Genomic DNA, 20,314 nt, shown 5'->3' with positions numbered 1-20,314 from the left:
GATATGTCATGGCGCTGGATATGGGCAGTCGCGGCTTATGCGTTGCTGTTAGGCGGGGGCTTTCTGATTGGGCATTACCTGCCCATGTGGCTTGATGTCCCCGGCGAAACCAGTGCGCCTTTTGGAGCGATGACATTGACTGTGGCGGGCATCTATTTAGTGATCTCTGCGATCCCTTTTGTGCCAGGAGCAGAGATCGGTTTTGCTCTGATGATGGTTTTCGGTGCCCGTATCGTGATCTTGGTTTACCTTTGTATGGTGGCCGCGCTCTGGCTGGCTTTCGCGGCGGGGCATCTTCTGCCAAAGGCCACACTTCGAGAGCTGTTTGTTGCTCTGAAACTGAATCGCGCCGCGGTTATGGTACGTCAGGCTGAGACGATGACAGGCGCTGGCCGTAGGGCTTTTCTGACCCAGAATGCTCCGGGACGTATTCTGCCATTTCTTTTGAAAAACAGATACCTGGCCATTGCGATCTTATTCAATGTGCCAGGAAATGCAGTGTTGGGCGGCGGCGGCGGCATTGCACTGTTCGCGGGGATGAGCCGGCTTTATTCACCAATTTGGTTTTGTGTGGCATCGGCGCTTGCTGTCGCGCCGGTGCCCATTTTGTTTTTGGTCTTCGGATATCATCCGTAGCGGCGATTAAGCAGCTGTCAGACCCTGAAGGCTACGCACTTCGATGTCGCCAGTGATCTGTGCTTGGATCGCCAAAGCAGCAGAATGAGATCCTGCAGCTGTGGTGAAATAGGGGATCTTGTCGTTCAACGCGACCGCGCGGATGTCGCGGCTGTCTTCTACGGCTTGCGCGCCTTCGGTGGTGTTCATTACCAATGCAATCTCGCCGTTTTTCAACAGGTCCACGATGTTCGGGCGACCTTCGTAAACTTTATTCACTCGATCACAAGCAACGCCCTGATCCGCCAGCCATGTGGCTGTGCCAGACGTCGCAACGATTGCGAAACCAAGGCCAGTCAACAGTTTGGCTGCTTCCAACATCAGCTCGGTTTTGTCTGCATCTTTGATTGATACAAAAACTTTGCCTTCGTTTGGCAATGACATGCCTGCGCCTAGCTGAGCTTTCAGGAAAGCTGTCGCAAAGTCACGATCCCAGCCCATGACCTCACCGGTAGAGCGCATTTCCGGGCCCAAGATGGTATCAACGCCTGGGAAGCGGTTGAATGGCATCACAGCTTCTTTGACCGAGAACCATGGCATGTTTGGATCGGCCAAGGTCATCTGATCCGCAATTGGCTGAGGCTGGCTGATATCCGCGCCTTCCTGATACGGCGCGCGCAGCGGGAAGTTTGACAAAGGCTCACCTGCCATCAAACGTGCTGCAATCGATGCAATCGCACTGTCTGTGGCTTTCGCAACAAATGGCACGGTCCGTGATGCGCGTGGGTTTACCTCGATCAGGTAGACTTCGCCCTGTCGTGTCGCGAACTGGATGTTCATCAAGCCTTTGACGTGCAGGGCTTTAGCAAGGGCAACAGTTTGGCGCTTGATCTCTTCGATCAGCTCCGGTGCCATGCTGTATGGCGGCAAAGAACACGCAGAGTCCCCAGAGTGAACGCCAGCTTCTTCGATGTGCTGCATGATGCCTGCGATGTGGACGTTTTCACCGTCACATAGCGCATCCACATCAAGCTCGGTTGCGCCATCTAGGTAGCTGTCGAGCAGTACCGGGCTGTCGCCAGAAACCACAACAGCTTCAGAGATATAGCGTTCGAGCTGAGGCATATCGCGCACGATTTCCATCGCGCGGCCACCCAGAACGTAGGATGGGCGAATAACCAGTGGGAAGCCGATTTTCTCAGCGATTTCCAAGGCTTCTGCATCAGTGGACGCGATGCCGTTGTTCGGTTGCTTCAGACCCAACTCGTTGACCAAGGCTTGGAAACGTTCGCGGTCTTCTGCAAGATCAATCGCGTCTGGGGTGGTGCCAAGGATCGGAATACCAGCAGCTTCCAGATCGTTCGCCAATTTCAGTGGAGTTTGACCACCGAACTGAACAATCACACCATGAAGCGTGCCATTTTCCTGTTCTACGCGCAGGATTTCCATCACGTGTTCGAAAGTTAGCGGTTCGAAATACAAACGATCCGAGGTATCATAGTCAGTGGACACGGTTTCTGGGTTACAATTGATCATGATCGTTTCGTAACCAGCGTCTGTCAGCGCGTAGCACGCGTGGCAGCAGCAATAGTCAAACTCGATCCCCTGGCCGATCCGGTTTGGACCGCCACCCAGGATGACCACTTTTTTGCGGTCAGATGGGCGTGCTTCACATTCCACTTCGTCAAAGACTGGCTTTTCGTAGGTGGAGTACATGTAAGGGGTTTGTGCTTCGAATTCCGCAGCACATGTGTCGATGCGTTTGAAGACGGCGGTGACACCAAGATTGTGGCGTGCACGACGCACATTTGCTTCGTCGCGGCCTGTCAGAATGGCCAGGCGCGCATCGGAGAAGCCGAGCATCTTCAAATGACGCAGGGCTTTTTCTTCGACAGGAAGACCGTTCTTGCGCACGTCTTCTTCCGCATCGATGATTTCGCGGATGCGGTCCAGGAACCATGGGTCAAACATGGTCACGTTCTGGATTTCTTCGTTTGTCAGGCCGTGACGCATCGCTTGTGCGATCACGCGCAGACGGTCTGGCGTTTGCTTAGAAAGCGCACGCACAATGGCAGGCTTTTCTGGCGCACCTTCGATTTCGATCTCATCAAAGCCGGTCAGACCAGATTCCATGGAGCACAGCGCTTTTTGCATGGATTCATGGATGGTACGGCCGATGGACATGGCTTCGCCCACGGATTTCATCGCAGTTGTCAGGTAAGGCTCGGAACCTGGGAATTTCTCGAAAGCGAATTTCGGGATCTTAGTCACGACATAGTCGATGGTTGGCTCAAACGACGCCGGGGTCACTTTGGTGATGTCGTTGTCGAGCTCATCCAATGTGTAGCCAACCGCCAATTTCGCAGCGATTTTAGCGATCGGGAAACCGGTCGCTTTGGATGCCAGTGCGGAAGAACGAGACACCCGTGGGTTCATCTCGATCACCACCATACGACCATCGGCTGGGTTCACAGCCCATTGCACGTTGGAACCGCCGGTTTCCACACCGATTTCGCGCAGAACATTCACCGAATGGTTCCGCATGATCTGGTATTCTTTGTCGGTCAGCGTCAGAGCAGGGGCCACGGTGATTGAGTCACCAGTGTGCACGCCCATCGGGTCGATGTTTTCGATCGCACAAACGATAATGGCGTTATCCGCTTTGTCGCGGACCACTTCCATTTCGAATTCTTTCCAGCCTAGCAGGCTTTCATCGACGAGGATCTGGTTCACCGGGGACGCATCCATGCCGGTGCGGCAGAAGTGGATGTAGTCTTCGCGGTTGTAAGCCACACCGCCACCGGTGCCGCCCATGGTGAAGGCCGGGCGGATGATGGCTGGCAGACCGATGTCTTCCAGCTCTTCCAGCGCCAGACGAATGCCTTCATCCAGATCGTCTTCGCCGTTTTCTTTCTTCGGTGCAGTCACAATGGAGGCACGTGGGTTTTCAATGCCCAGACGATCCATCGCTTCGCGGAACAATTTGCGATCTTCTGCCATTTCAATCGCATCGCGTTTCGCGCCGATCATTTCGACGTTGAACTTATCCAGCACACCCATTTCTTCGAGCGCCAAAGATGTGTTCAGACCGGTCTGACCACCCATGGTGGGCAGCAGCGCATCTGGGCGTTCCTTTTCGATGATCTTCGCGACCACTTCAGGCGTGATCGGTTCGATATAGGTCGCGTCCGCCAGTTCAGGGTCGGTCATGATTGTCGCTGGGTTGGAGTTCACCAGAATGACGCGGTAGCCTTCTTCGCGCAGCGCTTTACACGCCTGTGCGCCGGAGTAGTCAAACTCGCAAGCTTGGCCGATCACAATAGGACCAGCGCCGATAATCATGATGGAGGAGATGTCGGTTCTTTTTGGCATGGCAGACCTCGGGTTTGGTGGGCAGCACCACCGTGTGCGCAAATTGTCGTGGGTTATACAAATCGAGGGCCAAGGTGCAAGGGGGATTCGGATAAATCCGCCTTCAAGTTGGCTGGTGACACAAACAACGCGTGGCTTCATTTAGCATATTGCAAGGCATAGGGGAAAACCTGTCGCTTTCCGGGCTGTGCAGGATCAGCATCAACGGTATATCAATCACATTACGAAAGAGGGCAGACGTTTGCAGATTCGGTTTGATCAGGGGCCTTTGGGGGCTGGCACATGGTTTGATGCGCCTGAAGATCTGATTGTGGCAAAAAGCCCTGAAGATGTACCAGCAGCTTTTGCGAAATTGGATGCGGCCCGCGCGGCGGGAAAATGGCTGGCGGGCTACGCGACCTATGAATTGGGCTATGCGCTGGAAGAAAAGCTGGCAGACCGGATGCCCGCCGAGCGCCGTTTGCCGCTTTTGTGTTTTGGCGTTTACGGCGCGCCAGGATTGAAAGCGCTTGTGCATGGTTCGGTCAAACTGAATGATCCAAAACCGCGATGGAATGAGGCACGCTATCAGCAGGCCTATGATCAGGTGAATGCTTACATCGGGGCCGGGGATATCTATCAGGCCAATCTGACTTTCCCGATGGATGCAGAATATGAAGGCAGCTCCGAAGCGCTGTATGCCGCGCTTTCCACGCGGCAACCGGTGGGGCAGGGCGTTATGGTATTGCAGGACGAATTGCCTGACCTTCTGAGCCGCTCCCCGGAGTTATTTTTTCGCACCTCAAGTGCAGGTATGATCGAAACGCGCCCTATGAAAGGCACGCAGCCCCGGTCTGACGACCCGGTTGAAGATGCCGAACGTGTGGCTTTCCTTCAGGCCGATGAAAAAAACAGGGCCGAGAACCTGATGATCGTTGACCTTCTGCGCAATGACATTAGCCGCGTCGCAGAACTCGGGTCGGTACATGTGCCCGAACTCTTCAAGGTCGAAAGCTACGCGACTGTGCATCAGATGGTTTCCCTCGTGCGCGCGCAACTGCGTAAGGGCGTGAGTTTGGGAGAGGTGTTTCAGGCGCTCTTTCCCTGCGGGTCGATCACTGGCGCACCAAAATTGCGCGCGATGGAGATTTTGAATGATCTCGAACCAGAATCCCGCGATATCTATTGCGGCACCATTGGTTGGGCGGCGCCTGATGGGCGCAGTGATTTCAACGTGGCGATCCGCACCCTTATGGTGGAAGATGGCAAGGCGACGTTGAATGTCGGTGGTGGTGTCGTATGGGACAGCACTGGCCCGTCAGAATATGAGGAAGCGCTTTGGAAAGCACGCTACGCGGCAGCGTTCCAGCAGGAACGCGACTGATTGAAACCTTTGGCTGGACGCCGGAGGCTGGATACCGACATCTAGATCGGCACTTCGCACGTATGGCTAGATCCGCTCGCTACATGGGATTTGAATTCGATGCAGCGGCGGCCCACGGGTGCCTGAGCGCGCAAGGGTCACAGCCGCTGCGCTGTCGGTTAACGCTGGGTGCTAAGGGATTTGAGTTTACTTGGGCAGATATGGCCGCAACCCCGGCAAGATGGACTGTGGCGATATCAGATCAACGTCTTTCATCAGCGGATCCATGGTTGCAGCATAAAACCACGCGCCGCGCGCTTTATGACAACGCACGGGCAAACCTGCCTGATGGAGTAGATGAATGGGTTTTTCTCAATGAACAGAACGAGGTCTGCGAAGGTACTATCACTAATATCTTTGTAACTTTGGCAAATGGTGCCCAAATCACGCCGCCCACATCCTGTGGCCTTCTTCCAGGTATATTGCGGGAAGAGTTGTTGACGTTGGGGCAGGTCAAAGAGGGCATCGTTACGCGTGATATGATGCGCGCGGCAAAAGCCATTCACATGGGCAATTCTTTACGCGGTTTAATCAAAGCTGATCTGGTCTGAAGCTATTGCGCCGCTGTGCGAAAACGGTTGGCTTCATCTTGATAAAGATAATCGCGGGTTAGCGGCACGCTGCTTTGTTCACGTGTGATTTGAAATTGAAACACACACTGGCGGTGCAACCGAAACGTCAGCTCGCTGGCGACTAGATAAAACCGCCACATCCGACAGAACCGTTCATCATAAAGCGCACGCGCTGCTTCAATATTTTCCATAAAGCGATCATGCCAATGTTTCAGCGTTTCTGCGTAATGCAGTCGCCAGACTTCGACATCCGTGACCCACAACCGTTCTTTTTCGATGGCTTTTAACGCTTCGGACATGGAGGGCACATAGCCGCCGGGGAAGATATATTTGTTCACCCAAGGGCTGGTACGACTGGGCGGCGCTGCGCGTCCAATGGTGTGGATCAGTGCAACCCCGTCGCGGCGTAGTTTTTTACGAACATGGTCAAAATACTCGCGGTAATGCGGCACTCCGACATGTTCAAACATGCCCACCGAGACGATACGATCAAATCGCTTATTCAATTCCCGATAATCCTGCAGGCGAATATCGATGCGATTTTCTAGCCCCGCGTCTTTGACTCGCTGGACGGCCACAGCATGTTGCTCTTCAGATAGTGTAACCCCGGTGACCCTTGCTCCATAATCTCGTGCTAGGGTCAGCGCCATACCGCCCCAACCGCAGCCAATATCCAAGGCACGCATATCTGGCTCGATCAGCAGTTTATCGGCAATATGACGTTTTTTGGCGCGCTGGGCGTCTTCAAGGCTCATCAAAGGATCGCGGAAATAGGCGCAGCTATATTGCTTATCCTCATCCAGAAAGAGGTCATAAAGTGCGCCCGAGAGATCATAGTGATGCGCCACATTGTCTTTGGCGCGACCCACTGGGTTAAATTGGTGAAAACGTTTTAACCAAGGTCCGATGTGGCGTTCCACACCATGCCCTTGACCCAGAGAGAAATTTCGGATGCCAATCGAGATCAAGCCATAGAGGTCGTCATTTTCGATGGTCAATGTGCCGTCCATATAGGCTTCGCCAACACCCAATTCAGGGCTCATCACGATGCGCCTGGGCAAGCTTGGATCGGTTAGAGTAATTCGCACGGGATCACCGCTGCCAAAGCGCTCCTGCGTGCCATCGGGCATCGTAATTTCCAAAGCGCCGCGTTTGATCAATTGGCGCATCATCCGTAGGAATAAGGCTGTCCACATACCTTCCCCCATACTGTCGCCAGCAGGGTGCGCTGGCTTTCCCTCACCGCAAAGTTTGCCTGAAAAGCACCGCTTTTGTAAAGATTTTGGCGTTTTGGCCAGTTTTTCCGCCTTCAGGGGCGGTTTGAGGTGGTGAAATCGGCCGATTGACCAATCGCAGTGCTTGACTTCCACGCCTACAAAAGGTGTATCACCCCAGACTGATTTTGCGCGCATTTGATGCGTCTATAGACATGCCCGATGAAAGGCCCCGAAGAATGGCAGATACCATGCATGCATACCGCAGCCACTCCTGCGCTGAGCTGACCAAATCCAATGTAGGCGAGACCGTGCGTCTGGCGGGTTGGGTGCACCGTGTTCGTGACCACGGCGGCGTTCTTTTCATCGATCTGCGCGACCATTACGGCGTGACCCAAGTGATTGCTGATGGCGACAGCCCTGTTTTCAAAGAACTGGAAAAAGTGCGTTCGGAATGGTGTATCCGCATCGACGGCAATGTGCTGGCGCGCGATGAAAGCTTGGTGAACCCAAACCTGCCAACCGGTGAAGTCGAAGTGTTCATCCGTGACCTCGAAGTGCTGGGCAGCTCTGAAGAACTGCCATTGATGGTCTTTGGCGATCAGGAATACCCAGAAGAAACGCGACTGAAGTATCGTTTCCTTGATCTGCGCCGCGAGCAGATGCAGGAAAATATGAAAATGCGCTCTGACGTTGTCATGTCCATGCGCAAGCGCATGTGGGATCTGAACTTCCGCGAGTATCAAACACCAATCATCACTGCCTCTTCCCCAGAAGGCGCGCGTGACTTCCTGGTGCCATCCCGTCTGCACCCAGGCAAATTCTACGCCCTGCCACAGGCGCCTCAACAGTTCAAACAGCTGATGATGGTTGCGGGCTTTGACAAGTACTTCCAAATCGCGCCGTGCTTCCGCGACGAAGACCCACGCGCAGACCGCTCCCCGACCGACTTCTACCAGCTCGACATGGAAATGAGCTTTGTTGAGCAGCAGGACGTTTTCGACACCATCGCGCCAGTTCTGGCCGGTGTGTTTGAAGAGTTCGGTGGTGGCCGCAAGGTGGATGCGCCAAACGAATGGCCGCAGATTTCTTACAAAGACGCGGCGCTGAAATACGGTTCTGACAAGCCTGACCTTCGTAACCCGATTGAGATGCAAGTTGTGTCTGAGCATTTCGCGGGTTCCGGTTTTGCGATCTTTGCGAAGCTTCTGGAACAAGAAGGTACTGAAGTCCGCGCAATCCCTGCGCCAACTGGTGGGTCTCGGAAATTCTGTGACCGCATGAACAAGTTCGCGCAGGGCGAAGGCCTGCCGGGAATGGGTTACATCTTCTGGCGTAAACAGTCTGCGGACAGCATCGCGCAAGAGCAAGGTATTTCCGTCAAAGAAGTGAACGCAAAGATCAAAGCGGGCGAGATCACTTTGGGTGAAGAAGCGGCTGGCCCTCTGGCGAAAAACATCGGCCCAGAGCGCACCGAAGCGATCCGCCAACAGCTGGGGCTGGGCGTGGGTGATGCGGCCTTCTTCTTAGGTGGCAAACCTAAGGCCTTTGAAAAGGTTGCTGGCCGTGCGCGTGACGTGATCGGTGCAGAACTGAACTTGATTGACAAAGATCGTTTCGCATTCGCTTGGATCGTGGACTTCCCGATTTACGAGCAGGACGAAGAAAGCGGCAAGATCGATTTTGAACACAACCCGTTCTCTATGCCGCAGGGTGGTATGGACGCGCTGATGGGCGATCCGTTGGATGTCAAAGGTTACCAGTATGATTTGGCGTGTAACGGCTATGAACTCGTGTCTGGTGCGGTGCGGAACCACAAGCCAGAGATCATGTTCAAAGCCTTTGAAATCGCAGGCTACGGCAAGGAAGAAGTCGAAAAACGTTTTGGTGCGCTTGTGAACGCCTTCCAATACGGCGCGCCTCCACACGCAGGATGTGCTGCGGGTGTTGACCGTATCGTAATGCTGTTGGCTGATCAGCAGAACATTCGCGAAGTCATGATGTTCCCAATGAACCAACGCGCCGAAGATCTGATGATGAACGCGCCAAATGATCCGCAAAGCGATCAATTGATGGAACTGGGCCTGCGGGTTATCCCACAGGACTAAGCGGTTCAAAAGACGATGAATTCAGGGGGCTTTGGCCCCCTTTTTCGTGCGCGAATTATGGCTGGTGACGAAAAGAACGACGGAAATCCTCGCGGCGCGCGTTTTAGCTTTTATAGTTGATGTGAAACCAGCCAGAGGCCGCCATGTTTGACCCAACCCTTGCCGAGATCCGATTTGGAACCGGTCTGTCACCAAGCCTGAAAGCGCCACGTGATGTGTCGCAGATGCTTGCGGGGATTCAGGGGCGTGACGTGATGGCGGACCGCTTTCCAATCGAGCCATATGACACGTACCGGCACCGCATTCGCGACTATGCGGTCGCGCAGCGCGCCTATCGCAAAGGGCGCGGGACTGAACAAGAAGAGCAGCTAAAGAATGCGCGTAAAAAAATTACGCGGGCTTCTCGGACGGCCTATGCGGAGTTCTTTCGCAATGCTTTTTTGCGCCGGATTCACAGCGAGACCGGATTTCGCGAAAGACTAGCGTTTTTCTGGCAGGATCACTTCACAGCCCGCGGTAAATCCGTGATCGCGAAACGTGCAACGGGGCCTTATGTCGAAGAGGTGATCCGCCCAAATATTGCGGGTCGATTTGAAGACATGCTGATAGCTGCCGTGACCCATCCGGTGATGCTGACCTATTTGGATCAAGCGCAATCGATGGGGCCAAATAGCAAGGTTGCTAAACGCGCGGAAAAGCGGGGGCGGCAACGTGGGTTGAATGAAAACTTGGCCCGAGAAGTCATGGAGCTGCACACATTGGGGGTTTCGGCGGGCTATTCCCAGGCTGATGTTCGGGAGCTCGCTGAGCTGTTTACGGGCATGAGTCTTAATAAATCTCTGCTCTTCACGTTCAAACCTGAAATGTCAGAACCGGGGGCTGAAACGGTAATGGGGCGTCTCTATTCAGATGAAGCATCGTTTGAACCCATCAAAGCAGCTTTACGCGATTTGGCGCGGCATCCCGTTACCGCGCGCCATCTTGCGCAAAAGTTGGCGCGTCATTTTGTGTCAGACAATCCAGAGCCTGATTTGGTTGCCGCGATGGAAGCGGCCTATGTCGAGAGTGGCGGTCAATTGGTTGAAGTTTATACCGCGATGCTGGCACATCCGGAAAGCTGGCAGGCATCTAGCGCTAAGGTCAAAAAACCATTTGATTTCATGGCCACAAGCCTGCGCGCATTAGATGTCGGCGGGACAACGCTTGCGCGCAGTCGCGAACGGGATTTGCGCAATATTCTCTATTTTCCGATGCAGATTATGGGGCAGCCCTGGCAAGCCCCAAATGGGCCAGATGGTTGGCCCGAAGAGGGCAATCACTGGATTACGCCGCAATTCATGGCCGCGCGCTTGCAGTGGGCGCTGGCCGCTCCGCGGGCGTTGCGACGAACCTTGCCTGATCCGCGTACCTTCGCGCACGCAGCGCTGGGCGACCGGCTGCCAAAGGATGTCCGCTTTGCAGCAGAAGCGGCTGAAAATCGTTGGGAAGGCATCGCCTTGGTGCTGACTTCCCCAGCGTTCCAGCGGTTTTAGGAGGAGTTGAGTATGATTTTACCACGTCGCAAATTCCTAAGCCTGTCCGCCGCAATCGGCTGTTCGGCGGCCGCTAGCCCACTGTTGACGCCGGTTAGTTTGGCCTCAGCGCCAGGAGATCGACGGCTGATCGTTATCGTCTTACGCGGTGGCATGGATGGGATTGATGTCCTGCGCCCTTGGGGGGATCGAACCTTTAAGGCCTTGCGGCCCACACTGGCCAAAGATCAGAACAATGCACTGGACTTAAACGATTTTTACGGCGTTCATGCAGGTCTAAAGGATCTGATGCCATTATGGAAAGATGGCAATCTAGGCTTTGTTCAAGCAACTTCGACACCCTATCGCGACAAACGCAGCCATTTTGATGGTCAGGATTTGCTTGAGGCTGGAACCTCCGCCTTAGCGCCGCTTGGGCGTCGCACAGGCTGGCTGAACCGGATGTTGCCTTATCTAGCGGGCGCTGAGGAACGCACGGCCTTTGCTTTGGGTCGTGAGGATATGTTGTTGCTGACCGGTGATGCACCTGTCTCAAACTGGTCTCCTGAGGTGGATCTGACGCTGAGTTCGCAAGGGCTGCGACTGTTGGAAATGACGATGCATAGCGATCCTGAAATGGCCGCAGCGATGGCAGAGGCGATCATGTTGGCCGGATCAGACGGGGATTCTGTGACCTTTGAGATGTCAGACCAAGAGATGATGTCTGAGATGGCTGAGGATGCTAAAAAGGCGCGTACCGGACAAACCCATCTGAAAATCGCCGATTTCGCCGCGGAACAGCTACGTGCCGACAGTCGGATTGCGTCCTTTTCAGTTGGCGGTTGGGATACGCACGCAAATCAACAGCGCGCATTGAATGCTCCGTTGAAACGATTGAGCGAAGTCATTCTGCGCCTGAAAGAAGGTTTGGGGCTGCAGGTTTGGGGCAAGACTTCGATCCTGTGTATGACCGAATTTGGTCGCACGGTGCGAGAAAATGGCACGCAAGGAACTGATCATGGCACCGGTGGCACAATGATCATGGCTGGCGGCGCTATTCGGGGTGGGCAAGTATTCGGTGATTGGCCGGGACTTAAGGAAGCCGATCTTTACAAAGGGCGCGATCTGATGCCGACATCAGATGTCCGTGCTTGGGCAGCATGGGCGATGCATGATAGTTTTGGTGTGCCGCAATCCATTTTAGAATCTGAGGTCTTCAGCGGATTGGATATGGGCCGCTCGCCGGGGCTGTTGCTTTAGCGCGGGAGATGATCTTTAGACGGCTTGTCGCTTGTTCAATCGATCCTGAACCAGCCCTGCCAATCGCGACACACAGGCTCGGTCTGGTTTGCCTTTGGACAGAGTTGCTAGCAGCTCGTCACACGCGCGGGTTAACCCATTGTCTTTTGCGCTACGCGCAACACCTGATAGGAACTGCGCTACATAGGCAATTGTTTTGCTATCCTGCGCATCGCCGAGCACGTCAGAGGCATGCGCTAGGTCATCTGTGAATGCAATTGGATCAGGTTCGATATCCTCCTGCGGGACGGGCCGTGGCCCATTGGGAACGCGGTCTCTGGGCAATAGGGCAAGCACTGCGCTTTGAAAATCAGCCAAAGAGGTTAGGGGCTTATCCAGAAAACGGTCAGCGCCAGCGGCTCGTGCCGCGTGTGCCAGATGTGGATCGCCGGAAATCGCCAGTAACACATCAACGCGGGGTGTCGTTTTATTGAGGTCGCGGATCAGATCGATCCCTGATCCATCTGGCAGGCCAAGATCGATCACTGCAATCGATGGCCGGTAGGCACGCAAGTGACGCCGGGCAGAGGCGACACTGTCAGCCCGCCGAATACGTGCGCCGCTTTTAAGGCAGATCAAGCGTAAGGCTTCGCTCGCAAATCGGCTGTCTTCCACTGCCAAGACCGTCAAACCTAGAAATGGTCGGGTTGAGGTCGGGGTGGTCATAAAGGTGGAAAATTCATCCATGGCGGCAGCTCCTGACTGAAAACACAGCTTTGGACGCCACGTTAGAAGGGATATGGCTAACAAGCCGTTAAGCCCGCGACGGCCTGTCGCTTGTCAGAGGCTTATGGCTCCCCCATAAAAGCGGCACTTAAAGAACTCCGAGGAGACGCCAATGATTGGCCGTTTGAACCACGTCGCGATTGCTGTTCCAGATCTGGAAGCTGCCGCTGATCAATACCGCAATGCGCTGGGCGCAAATGTAGGTGCACCGCAGGATGAGCCGGATCACGGCGTGACCGTAATCTTCATCGAACTGCCGAACACAAAGATCGAATTGCTGTACCCTCTGGGAGAAAACAGCCCGATCCAAAGCTTTTTGGATAAGAACCCGTCAGGCGGCATGCACCACGTGTGTTATGAAGTCGAAGATATCATTGCAGCGCGTGATCACCTGAAAGAAACTGGCGCACGAGTGCTGGGCAGCGGCGAGCCAAAGATCGGCGCGCACGGCAAGCCAGTTCTGTTCCTGCATCCAAAGGACTTCAACGGCTGCCTGGTGGAGCTGGAGCAGGTCTAATTGGCCGCAGCTTAGCCTTACGAATTGAACAAAGCCGCCCTTGTCCGGGCGGCTTTCGCACATTAGGTAGTGCAGAAATCTGAAGGAGTGACCATGTCTATTACCTCTGCCATCGTTTTATATGCTGTCTGCTGGTTTATGACCTTTCTCGTGGTCATTCCGATCCGGCTGCAAACTCAAGGCGATGTGGGTAAGGTTGTGCCTGGTACACAGGCCGGCGCGCCGGAACATCACTACCTTAAGAAAAAAGCCTGGATAACCACTGGTGTTGCAGCGGTGATCTGGGGGATCCTAGTTTGGATTGTTTCGCAGGGCATCATCGAAGTCAGAGATTTTGACTGGATGAACCGCTTGCCTCCGATAAGCGAATAAAGAGTGAAAAGAAAAAGCCGCCCAGTAGGGCGGCTTTCTTTTTAGAGATCATTGATGGCGACGCGACTGCTAAGCCGTTCGCCCTGCAGCAGATGATAAATATGCGTGTAGGTCGCAGCGCCTAGGATCGGAACCAAGAGGTTCACGATCGGAACAGACAATGGCATGGCCATCAGCACACCCGCAGCCCAAATCGTTGGGAAATGTTCTTTGCGCAACGCCTTGGCCCCTTTGCGACCGACGCGACGTATGGCGACAAGCGTGAAGTACTCGCGGCCTAGCAGAAATCCGTTTAATCCCCAGAATACAAAAGGCGCAAACGGTGGCAGTCCGACATAAATCAGCAATGCCAATAGGTTGGCGATGATCAGCAGGCCAAGAAAGCTGATGGTATCGATCAATGCTTCACTCAACGGAACGCGATTGGCTTCGGAAAGGTGAGGGAAGTGTTTGTCTTCAACGGCATCAGCAACCTGATCCAAAAACAAGGACGTCATGGCTGAGGCCACCGGGACCATCAAAAAGATCGATGCTATCATCATCATGATAAGCGAACCGATCCCAATCGCGCCACCAATCCATGCGCTTTCGCCAAACCAGCTGGCCAGCAGGCCCGGTAGGCCCACCCAATTAAGGAACCCCAGAAACAGAAAATAGGCGAGCAGCAGCAACCCAAGAGTTAAACCGATGCCGCGCCAGAAAACCTTACGAAACCGCAAGTCCATCATCTGTCCCAAGGCCTTGGAAAAGGATGCGAAAATTACTCCGATTGCCATGTGACCTTTTCCTTTAGCTCAGGGCGTGGGCGTTCAGGTGGAGTCATCTTTTCCGTACCAATGTGAATGATGCCTGCCACGCGCTCATGGGCGGCAAGACTAAGGCCGGTTTCAACGAATTCACGATCATGGCTCGGCCAACCGCTGAGCCAATTGGCACCCCAGCCCGCAGCCAAAGCTGTGTTCAAAAGGGCCAGGCAGACGGCACCAGTGGAATAGGTCTGTTCGATCACAGGCACTTTCGGGCTGTCTTGTGGGCTATCCACAACCACAACGGCCAAGTTGCCAGTGTCAAACTGGTGGCGGCCTTTGTCAGTCTGAGTCGTATCATGTCCTAATGCAGCACCACGCGCGCCAGCAAGTTCGCCAAGGCGGGCAAGGGCTGCGCGTTCAAGCACGATCAGCCGCCAAGGTTCTAATTTCCCGTGATCAGGCGTGCGCAGGGCCGCGGTCAGAATGGGGGCTAGCTCTTCGCGAGTGGGCACCGGGGCGGTCAGCGTTTTGGCCGGGCGCGAACGCCGGTTAAGTAAAAAATCAAGCGCAGCATCATTGCGGTCAGGCATAAAGGTCTCCTGTCAGTCGCCTTTCATGTCTGCGTACTCGGGGCGAAATTCAACAGGAAATCGGATTTTTTCTTACGAAAATACCCGTTTGTGGTGTGTTATTCTGCTTCAGCATCCCGCGCGATGCGGTAAACGCCTTCTGGCAGATCTAAAGCTGCTGCGAGGTCTTCGGCCTGCGTGATCGACAGGGTGATCTTTTGCACGGTTTCCGTGCGCGGATCAAGCTGCTCGATTGTGATGCAGTCTTCAAACAGATTGATGGAAATGTCTTCTTGCAGATGGGCTGCGCCTTCATCGACAAGTGTAACGACGGTGGAGTCAAATTCGTGCTCTATGCTGAACATAGGATCAGCCTATCGCAGTTTAATCAAAGCGCAAGGCTTTCGGATAGAAACCCAGACTCTTGGTCACGCAAAATTGCGCCTATGCATTGAATGTCTGGTTTTGGCGCATCTGATTTGCTCTTAAAGTGATGGAAAGGAGCCCCTATGCGCAGTGCATTGATCTTTGTTGGTTTGGCATTTCTTGGCCTCGCGGGCTGTGACGTCGTTCCTGTTCAACCAGATCAGCCACCCATGACGGTTGAACATCAGGCTGCGGGACACGTCAGCCCCGCGCAATTTAGCTCCGTTGTCGAAAGGCTTGCGCCGGTGGTGCAGGACAGCTGCGAACAGATCAATCTGGTGCGCAATTGCAAAATCCGGCTTTATGTCGCCCGGACACCTGATGGGACCGCCAACGCATTTCAATCCATCGACGGTTTTGGACGGCCCTTTGTGGTGCTGACCGAAAGCCTGTTGGCAGACATGCGCAACGAAGATGAAATCGCATTGGTACTGGCGCACGAAGCGGTTCATCACATATTAAATCATTTAGAACGACAGCGCGTGGATGCCATCGAAGGGGCGGATGTTCTGGCAGATGCTACCGAGCGCAAAGGCGGCACTAGGCGTGATATTCGTAAGGCGCGTCAGGTTGGGGCTTTTGTTGGCGCGCGGCTTTATGCACAGGAATATGAACTGGAAGCGGATGCTTTGGGTGCAATTCTTTTGCGCGAAGCAGGGTTTGATGCGCAGCGCGGGGCATTGCTGTTTCAGCGCATTCCCGATCCGGGCCATCATGCACTCAACACTCATCCGTCAAATGCACAGCGCCGCGCAGTGGTGCGCGATGCGGTGCTGAATAATAAAATCCCGGGTGATGTTCTGGTGATTTTCCCCAATCAATCGTAACTTTCATACAAAGACGTAAAACAAGGGCAGGGCCTGCAATGAAAGCCGTGGCAATCGCTGCAATGATAGGTGCAATTGGACTAAGCGCCTGTGTTGAAACCACAGTGGGGCAGGGCAGCTCTGGCGGCAATGTATCTGCTGCGACTTCGACCTCACCACCGGCTGTCTCGGCAGGAGATCCCGCGATCCAGCGCTACAATCGAGTGGTCGCGCGGATGGAACCTATTGCAGAGAAGGCTTGCCAGAGACGCGTGCGCGCCGGGGTGAATTGCGATTTTAATATCGTGCTCAACACCGATCCGCGTCAGCCTTCGAACGCTTATCAATCTTTGGATCGAAACGGTCGCCCAGTCTTAACCTTCACGGTCGCTATTCTGAAGGAAATGCAGAACGATCACGAAGTGGCGTTTGTTCTGGGCCATGAAGCTGCGCACCACATCGCCGGACACCTTGGGCAAATGCGCGAGACTGCAACACTTGGTGCTGTCTTGGGCGGAGGTCTTGCCGTCTTACTGGGCGGCGGGCAGTCCGCGGTTGAGATCGGCGCCGACCTCGGCGGCACGGTGGGCGCACGGGCCTATTCAAAGGATCATGAACTGGAGGCTGATGCTCTGGGCGCGCGTATCACTCATGACGCGGGTTATGACCCGGTCAAAGGCGCCGCTTTCTTTCAGCGCATCCCTGATCCGGGCAACCGTTTTCTGGGCTCACATCCCCCCAATGCTGAACGCATTGCAACAGTCCACCGAGCGGCTGCGAGTTTCTGATGCGGCAAATCATGAACGTCGTCACAGATCGCGGCAGCAAATATGCGGTCACTGGGTTTCAAGTTAAAACGCGCACCGACATCGATGCGGCGTTAAAAGAGCTGAAGCGCAATAAAAAGTTCGCCAAGGCAACGCATAACACTTGGGCGACTCTCTTTTCAGACGGAACACCATTGAAAGGGGATGATGGCGAAAGTGGTGCGGGCCTGGTCATTGTACGCATGCTCGAGCGCGCAGAGCTTTTCGACCATTTGATCGTGGTCACCCGGTGGTATGGGGGTACCAAACTTGGCGGCGATCGGTTTCGTAGGGTGCAAGACTGCGTGAATGCCTATTTGGACTCTTAAGCGACTTGGCTCCCTTACGAATTGGCTTGGGCAACTCAGATTTCGGCTGTTGATACAGATCAAGTTCTAAATTGACGTCACTTGGTAGGCTTTCGTCGGAGGAGACCCGATGAAAGATTTTAAGAAAGACCCTGAACTGAGCCCGCATATCTATCTATTTGACGAAATGGCCGAGCAGCTGGGCAAGAACCTAGAGCTGGCTTTAATCGAAGGAAAGATAGACGCTGAGGATGTCGTGGAGGGCGTCGTTCGCTGTGGCACCTGCAAGCGCGCCGATGTCTGTGCCGCTCATATTTCGGAGGTTCATGATACACAGCAACCGTTTGAGTTTTGCCAAAATAAAGATTGGTTTTCAGAGCTTTAACTCGATTTTCTTTGTGGAATTTGAGTAAGCCAATCAATCGCGCTACAGTTCATCTGGGGATGCACAGTCACGACCACTTCCAAAAGGAGGAAACGGATGAGACGTGCATATATTTGGATCGCAGGATGCATGGTGCTTGCCGCCTGTGCCACACCGCGCGCGCAATGCGAGGCGCGTGTCGACAGCAATATCAAAGCGTTGAAACAAGCCATCGCCACAAGCGAGGCCAATCTCGCACGCGGTTATGCCATTGAAACCGAGGTCACGCCGCGATTGCGCTATGGACTTTGTGTGGGCGGGGCAAATGTCGAATCCTGTTTAAAAACCGAATACGACACCAAAAAACGCCCAGTCGCGATTGATCTGGAGGAAGAGCAACGCAAGCTTGCCTCTGCAAAACGCCGGTTGCAGTCAGAAGAACGGCAGCGTGCCTCTGCCTTCGCCGAATGCGCAGCCAATTATCCTGACAGTTAGAAACCCGTGGAATTGCCTATAATGTTGCAGCGATGCTTGCGGCTCAGTGGGCAACTCCTTACCTCTTAACGCAATGGATTCCTTTAGAGGTTATTAGAATGCGGATCATCAAAGTTCTCTTGTCTGTCATTGTGGTGCTTGTGCTCACTCTTGTAGGGCTGGTGTTTTTGCTACCGGGCGAAAAGATTGCAGGTCTGGCCGCAGATCAAGTCAAAGGGCAGACCGGTCGTGATCTGACCTTTGAAGGAGATGTGAGTTTCAGCATTTTCCCGACTTTGGGGGTTGCCACGGGTCCTGTGGCGCTCAGCAATGCGGATTGGTCTGACAATGGCCCAATGTTTGCAGCACAAGGAGCCAAGATTGGTGTTGACCTCATGGCGCTGATTGGCGGCAATATCCAAGTGAAAAACATTGAGCTAGACAACCCGATTATCCTGCTAGAACAGGACAGGCAGGGTCATGCAAATTGGGATCTCTTCCCCGAGAGCCAAGGCACTGCAAACACTGAGACTGCAGGGGAAGCTGGTGGAGCTGCATTCACCTTAGATAAGTTAAGCGTCACTGACGCCAGCATTCGTTACCTCGTTGGCAATCGCGAAGAATTTGCGCTGAAGGAAGTGACCGCAAAGCTGGCTTGGGGTGGGAACGATGCAACACTTGATGTGCGCGCAATTCCAGCCAGTGAAGAAGTTAATCTGAAAGCTGAAATCGGGGATCTGGACGCGCTATTGGCTGGCGAGATCACCAGCGTTAAAGCGGATCTGTCTGCCGTGGGCAACGAAATTGCATTTGAAGGGCGTGCATCCATTGCACCAGAACTTCAAGGCGCAGCGCGCGCGAAATTGCCAAACCCAGATGCTTTCTTAGCGGCCCTGAGCTTGGGAGGGGCAGGTGTACCTGCAACGGATTTTGCAGGCGACATTACCTTTACTAAATCACAGCTCTTAAGTCTGCGGAATGGTGAGATGACGGTAGCTGGGAATGCCTTCAAAGCTGATGCAGATATCAACCTGGCGGCCAAACCTGTTGTGACTGCAAATGTTCAGGCCGGGGATTTGAGCCTAGAGGCTTTCACCACCTCGGCTGACGCTGGTGCTGAGAGTGCTGACACGGGTTGGTCAAAAGCTCCGATTGATGCAAGCGCACTTGGGCTTTTTGATGGGACAATCTCACTTAGCGCGTCTTCGATTGCGACGGGCACTCTGAACTTCGGCGCCTCGCGTCTGTCCATTGATGTTGATAACTCCCGGGCTGTGGCAACGTTGACTGAATTGAACGGCTATGATGGCGTGATCACAGGGCAGTTTGTGGCCAACAATCGCTCTGGCTTATCCGTTGGCGGAAAAATGAATGTTGCTGGTATGGAGCTGCAGGGGCTGTTGAACGACTTCGCAGAAATGGACCGATTTACCGGTGCAGCGGATGCGCAGATCGGCTTTTTGGCGTCAGGGAATTCACTGCATAGCATCATGCATTCTTTGAAGGGCGACGGACAGGTCACCGTTGGGCGTGGTACAATTGCTGGGTTGGATTTGGACAAGTTGTTCCGAGGCACTCCGAGCGGGGGCACCACAGTCTTTGATGATCTGTCCGCCAGCTGGACCATCGTGGATGGGGTTCTCACCAACAATGATCTGCTAATGGACCTGCCCAATGTGCAAGCCAAGGGCACTGGCACGGTCGGTTTGGGGCCGCAAACCATTGACTACACCTTCACGCCTCAGATTAAGAATGACACCGACACCGGCATCGCAATCCCGGTGCGAGTGAAGGGCGCTTGGGCGGATCCAAAAATTTGGCCTGATTTGGAAGCTGTTGTGAAACAGAACTTCAAAGAAGAGACAAAACAGCTGGAAGAGAAAGCCAAACAGGCCGTGGCTGATAAGCTGGGCGTGACCACAGAAGAAGGCCAATCGCTGGAAGATGCGGCAAAACAAAAGCTTGAAGATGAGGCCGCGAAGCAACTGCTCAAACTCTTTGGCGGGAACTAAGGCTTGACGATCCGTGTTGTGGGTGGCACCAATCAGTCCATGACACGGATGACCACCATCTTTGTAACCTATTATCCCCTGCCTAAATAACG

20 protein-coding genes are annotated in these 20,314 nt (G+C 54.1%); 14 read left to right on the top strand and 6 right to left on the bottom strand.

The window, feature by feature from the left end:
- The first annotated feature begins 3 nt into the window (after nucleotides 1–3).
- Entirely contained in the window at nucleotides 4–636 is a 633-nt protein-coding gene (locus tag JXQ85_RS08840) for a hypothetical protein (protein ID WP_421748532.1), read from the top strand.
- A gap of 6 nt (nucleotides 637–642) precedes the next feature.
- Here JXQ85_RS08840 and carB read toward each other — a convergent pair whose 3' ends face one another.
- Nucleotides 643–3,987, bottom strand: a complete 3,345-nt coding sequence (carB, locus tag JXQ85_RS08835) for a carbamoyl-phosphate synthase large subunit (RefSeq protein ID WP_421748531.1) — start codon at nucleotides 3,985–3,987, stop codon at nucleotides 643–645.
- Between the two features lie 241 nt (nucleotides 3,988–4,228).
- On the opposite strand from carB, the gene JXQ85_RS08830 reads away from it, so the two are divergent.
- A complete protein-coding gene (locus tag JXQ85_RS08830; RefSeq protein ID WP_421748530.1) occupies nucleotides 4,229–5,350 on the top strand; it encodes an aminodeoxychorismate synthase component I in 1,122 nt (373 codons plus the stop codon).
- The gene (locus tag JXQ85_RS08825; RefSeq protein WP_421748529.1) at nucleotides 5,305–5,940 is read left to right on the top strand and encodes an aminotransferase class IV family protein; all 636 of its coding nucleotides are present in this window, start codon (nucleotides 5,305–5,307) and stop codon (nucleotides 5,938–5,940) included. Before JXQ85_RS08830 ends, JXQ85_RS08825 begins: the two co-directional genes overlap by 46 nt.
- A gap of 2 nt (nucleotides 5,941–5,942) precedes the next feature.
- Here JXQ85_RS08825 and JXQ85_RS08820 read toward each other — a convergent pair whose 3' ends face one another.
- The gene (locus JXQ85_RS08820) at nucleotides 5,943–7,157 is read right to left on the bottom strand and encodes a class I SAM-dependent methyltransferase (protein ID WP_421748528.1); all 1,215 of its coding nucleotides are present in this window, start codon (nucleotides 7,155–7,157) and stop codon (nucleotides 5,943–5,945) included.
- A 269-nt stretch (nucleotides 7,158–7,426) separates the two neighbouring features.
- On the opposite strand from JXQ85_RS08820, the gene aspS reads away from it, so the two are divergent.
- The 3 genes from aspS to JXQ85_RS08805 all read left to right on the top strand — a co-directional run bounded on the left by aspS (nucleotide 7,427) and on the right by JXQ85_RS08805 (nucleotide 12,054).
- Nucleotides 7,427–9,283, top strand: a complete 1,857-nt coding sequence (gene aspS / locus JXQ85_RS08815) for an aspartate--tRNA ligase (protein ID WP_421749044.1) — start codon at nucleotides 7,427–7,429, stop codon at nucleotides 9,281–9,283.
- A gap of 143 nt (nucleotides 9,284–9,426) precedes the next feature.
- On the top strand, nucleotides 9,427–10,815 hold the full coding sequence (locus tag JXQ85_RS08810) for a DUF1800 domain-containing protein (RefSeq protein ID WP_421748527.1): 1,389 nt from the start codon (nucleotides 9,427–9,429) through the stop codon (nucleotides 10,813–10,815).
- Nucleotides 10,816–10,827: 12 nt separating this feature from the next.
- Complete coding sequence (locus JXQ85_RS08805) at nucleotides 10,828–12,054, top strand: DUF1501 domain-containing protein (protein ID WP_421748526.1); 1,227 nt, start codon at nucleotides 10,828–10,830, stop codon at nucleotides 12,052–12,054.
- Between the two features lie 15 nt (nucleotides 12,055–12,069).
- On the opposite strand, the gene JXQ85_RS08800 is transcribed toward JXQ85_RS08805, so the two are convergent.
- Entirely contained in the window at nucleotides 12,070–12,780 is a 711-nt protein-coding gene (locus JXQ85_RS08800; protein WP_421748525.1) for a response regulator, read from the bottom strand.
- A 151-nt stretch (nucleotides 12,781–12,931) separates the two neighbouring features.
- On the opposite strand from JXQ85_RS08800, the gene mce reads away from it, so the two are divergent.
- Together mce and JXQ85_RS08790 are read left to right on the top strand one after the other, a co-directional pair.
- Entirely contained in the window at nucleotides 12,932–13,336 is a 405-nt protein-coding gene (gene mce / locus JXQ85_RS08795) for a methylmalonyl-CoA epimerase (RefSeq protein ID WP_421748524.1), read from the top strand.
- Nucleotides 13,337–13,429: 93 nt separating this feature from the next.
- Nucleotides 13,430–13,708, top strand: a complete 279-nt coding sequence (locus JXQ85_RS08790) for a DUF1467 family protein (RefSeq protein WP_421748523.1) — start codon at nucleotides 13,430–13,432, stop codon at nucleotides 13,706–13,708.
- Between the two features lie 41 nt (nucleotides 13,709–13,749).
- On the opposite strand, the gene JXQ85_RS08785 is transcribed toward JXQ85_RS08790, so the two are convergent.
- The 3 genes from JXQ85_RS08785 to JXQ85_RS08775 form a co-directional block, all read right to left on the bottom strand.
- The gene (locus tag JXQ85_RS08785) at nucleotides 13,750–14,484 is read right to left on the bottom strand and encodes an EI24 domain-containing protein (RefSeq protein ID WP_421748522.1); all 735 of its coding nucleotides are present in this window, start codon (nucleotides 14,482–14,484) and stop codon (nucleotides 13,750–13,752) included.
- Entirely contained in the window at nucleotides 14,469–15,047 is a 579-nt protein-coding gene (locus JXQ85_RS08780; protein WP_421748521.1) for a nitroreductase family protein, read from the bottom strand. Before JXQ85_RS08780 ends, JXQ85_RS08785 begins: the two co-directional genes overlap by 16 nt.
- A gap of 98 nt (nucleotides 15,048–15,145) precedes the next feature.
- Complete coding sequence (locus JXQ85_RS08775; RefSeq protein WP_421748520.1) at nucleotides 15,146–15,391, bottom strand: hypothetical protein; 246 nt, start codon at nucleotides 15,389–15,391, stop codon at nucleotides 15,146–15,148.
- A 144-nt stretch (nucleotides 15,392–15,535) separates the two neighbouring features.
- Here JXQ85_RS08775 and JXQ85_RS08770 point away from each other — a divergent pair, with 144 nt between their 5' ends.
- The 6 genes from JXQ85_RS08770 (at nucleotide 15,536) to JXQ85_RS08745 (ending at nucleotide 20,222) form a co-directional block, all read left to right on the top strand.
- Complete coding sequence (locus JXQ85_RS08770; protein WP_421748519.1) at nucleotides 15,536–16,279, top strand: M48 family metalloprotease; 744 nt, start codon at nucleotides 15,536–15,538, stop codon at nucleotides 16,277–16,279.
- 38 nt (nucleotides 16,280–16,317) lie between these two features.
- Complete coding sequence (locus tag JXQ85_RS08765) at nucleotides 16,318–17,046, top strand: M48 family metallopeptidase (RefSeq protein WP_421748518.1); 729 nt, start codon at nucleotides 16,318–16,320, stop codon at nucleotides 17,044–17,046.
- Nucleotides 17,046–17,393 carry a YigZ family protein gene (locus JXQ85_RS08760; protein WP_421748517.1) on the top strand — a complete coding sequence of 116 codons (348 nt, stop codon included), beginning with the start codon at nucleotides 17,046–17,048 and terminating at the stop codon, nucleotides 17,391–17,393. The genes JXQ85_RS08765 and JXQ85_RS08760 overlap by 1 nt, the downstream gene beginning before the upstream one ends.
- Before the next feature lie 109 nt (nucleotides 17,394–17,502).
- Nucleotides 17,503–17,757, top strand: a complete 255-nt coding sequence (locus tag JXQ85_RS08755; protein ID WP_421748516.1) for a DUF6455 family protein — start codon at nucleotides 17,503–17,505, stop codon at nucleotides 17,755–17,757.
- 96 nt (nucleotides 17,758–17,853) lie between these two features.
- Nucleotides 17,854–18,231 carry a hypothetical protein gene (locus tag JXQ85_RS08750; protein ID WP_421748515.1) on the top strand — a complete coding sequence of 126 codons (378 nt, stop codon included), beginning with the start codon at nucleotides 17,854–17,856 and terminating at the stop codon, nucleotides 18,229–18,231.
- Nucleotides 18,232–18,329: 98 nt separating this feature from the next.
- A complete protein-coding gene (locus JXQ85_RS08745; protein WP_421748514.1) occupies nucleotides 18,330–20,222 on the top strand; it encodes an AsmA family protein in 1,893 nt (630 codons plus the stop codon).
- Nucleotides 20,223–20,314: the final 92 nt, after the last annotated feature.

Source organism: Cognatishimia sp. (assembly GCF_049116455.1).
Lineage (GTDB): Bacteria > Pseudomonadota > Alphaproteobacteria > Rhodobacterales > Rhodobacteraceae > Cognatishimia.
Note: the sequence above shows the minus strand (reverse complement) of the source record. Positions and strands in the feature narration are given on the sequence as shown.

Excerpts from the sequence above, each read along its gene's own strand:
- JXQ85_RS08840 (WP_421748532.1), top strand. The coding sequence starts at position 4 with ATGTCATGGCGCTGGATATGGGCAGTCGCGGCTTATGCGTTGCTGTTA.
- carB (WP_421748531.1), bottom strand. The coding sequence starts at position 3,987 with ATGCCAAAAAGAACCGACATCTCCTCCATCATGATTATCGGCGCTGGT.
- JXQ85_RS08820 (WP_421748528.1), bottom strand. The coding sequence starts at position 7,157 with ATGTGGACAGCCTTATTCCTACGGATGATGCGCCAATTGATCAAACGC.
- aspS (WP_421749044.1), top strand. The coding sequence starts at position 7,427 with ATGCATGCATACCGCAGCCACTCCTGCGCTGAGCTGACCAAATCCAAT.
- JXQ85_RS08810 (WP_421748527.1), top strand. The coding sequence starts at position 9,427 with ATGTTTGACCCAACCCTTGCCGAGATCCGATTTGGAACCGGTCTGTCA.
- JXQ85_RS08805 (WP_421748526.1), top strand. The coding sequence starts at position 10,828 with ATGATTTTACCACGTCGCAAATTCCTAAGCCTGTCCGCCGCAATCGGC.
- JXQ85_RS08800 (WP_421748525.1), bottom strand. The coding sequence starts at position 12,780 with ATGGATGAATTTTCCACCTTTATGACCACCCCGACCTCAACCCGACCA.
- mce (WP_421748524.1), top strand. The coding sequence starts at position 12,932 with ATGATTGGCCGTTTGAACCACGTCGCGATTGCTGTTCCAGATCTGGAA.
- JXQ85_RS08790 (WP_421748523.1), top strand. The coding sequence starts at position 13,430 with ATGTCTATTACCTCTGCCATCGTTTTATATGCTGTCTGCTGGTTTATG.
- JXQ85_RS08785 (WP_421748522.1), bottom strand. The coding sequence starts at position 14,484 with ATGGCAATCGGAGTAATTTTCGCATCCTTTTCCAAGGCCTTGGGACAG.
- JXQ85_RS08780 (WP_421748521.1), bottom strand. The coding sequence starts at position 15,047 with ATGCCTGACCGCAATGATGCTGCGCTTGATTTTTTACTTAACCGGCGT.
- JXQ85_RS08775 (WP_421748520.1), bottom strand. The coding sequence starts at position 15,391 with ATGTTCAGCATAGAGCACGAATTTGACTCCACCGTCGTTACACTTGTC.
- JXQ85_RS08770 (WP_421748519.1), top strand. The coding sequence starts at position 15,536 with ATGCGCAGTGCATTGATCTTTGTTGGTTTGGCATTTCTTGGCCTCGCG.
- JXQ85_RS08765 (WP_421748518.1), top strand. The coding sequence starts at position 16,318 with ATGAAAGCCGTGGCAATCGCTGCAATGATAGGTGCAATTGGACTAAGC.
- JXQ85_RS08760 (WP_421748517.1), top strand. The coding sequence starts at position 17,046 with ATGCGGCAAATCATGAACGTCGTCACAGATCGCGGCAGCAAATATGCG.
- JXQ85_RS08755 (WP_421748516.1), top strand. The coding sequence starts at position 17,503 with ATGAAAGATTTTAAGAAAGACCCTGAACTGAGCCCGCATATCTATCTA.
- JXQ85_RS08750 (WP_421748515.1), top strand. The coding sequence starts at position 17,854 with ATGAGACGTGCATATATTTGGATCGCAGGATGCATGGTGCTTGCCGCC.
- JXQ85_RS08745 (WP_421748514.1), top strand. The coding sequence starts at position 18,330 with ATGCGGATCATCAAAGTTCTCTTGTCTGTCATTGTGGTGCTTGTGCTC.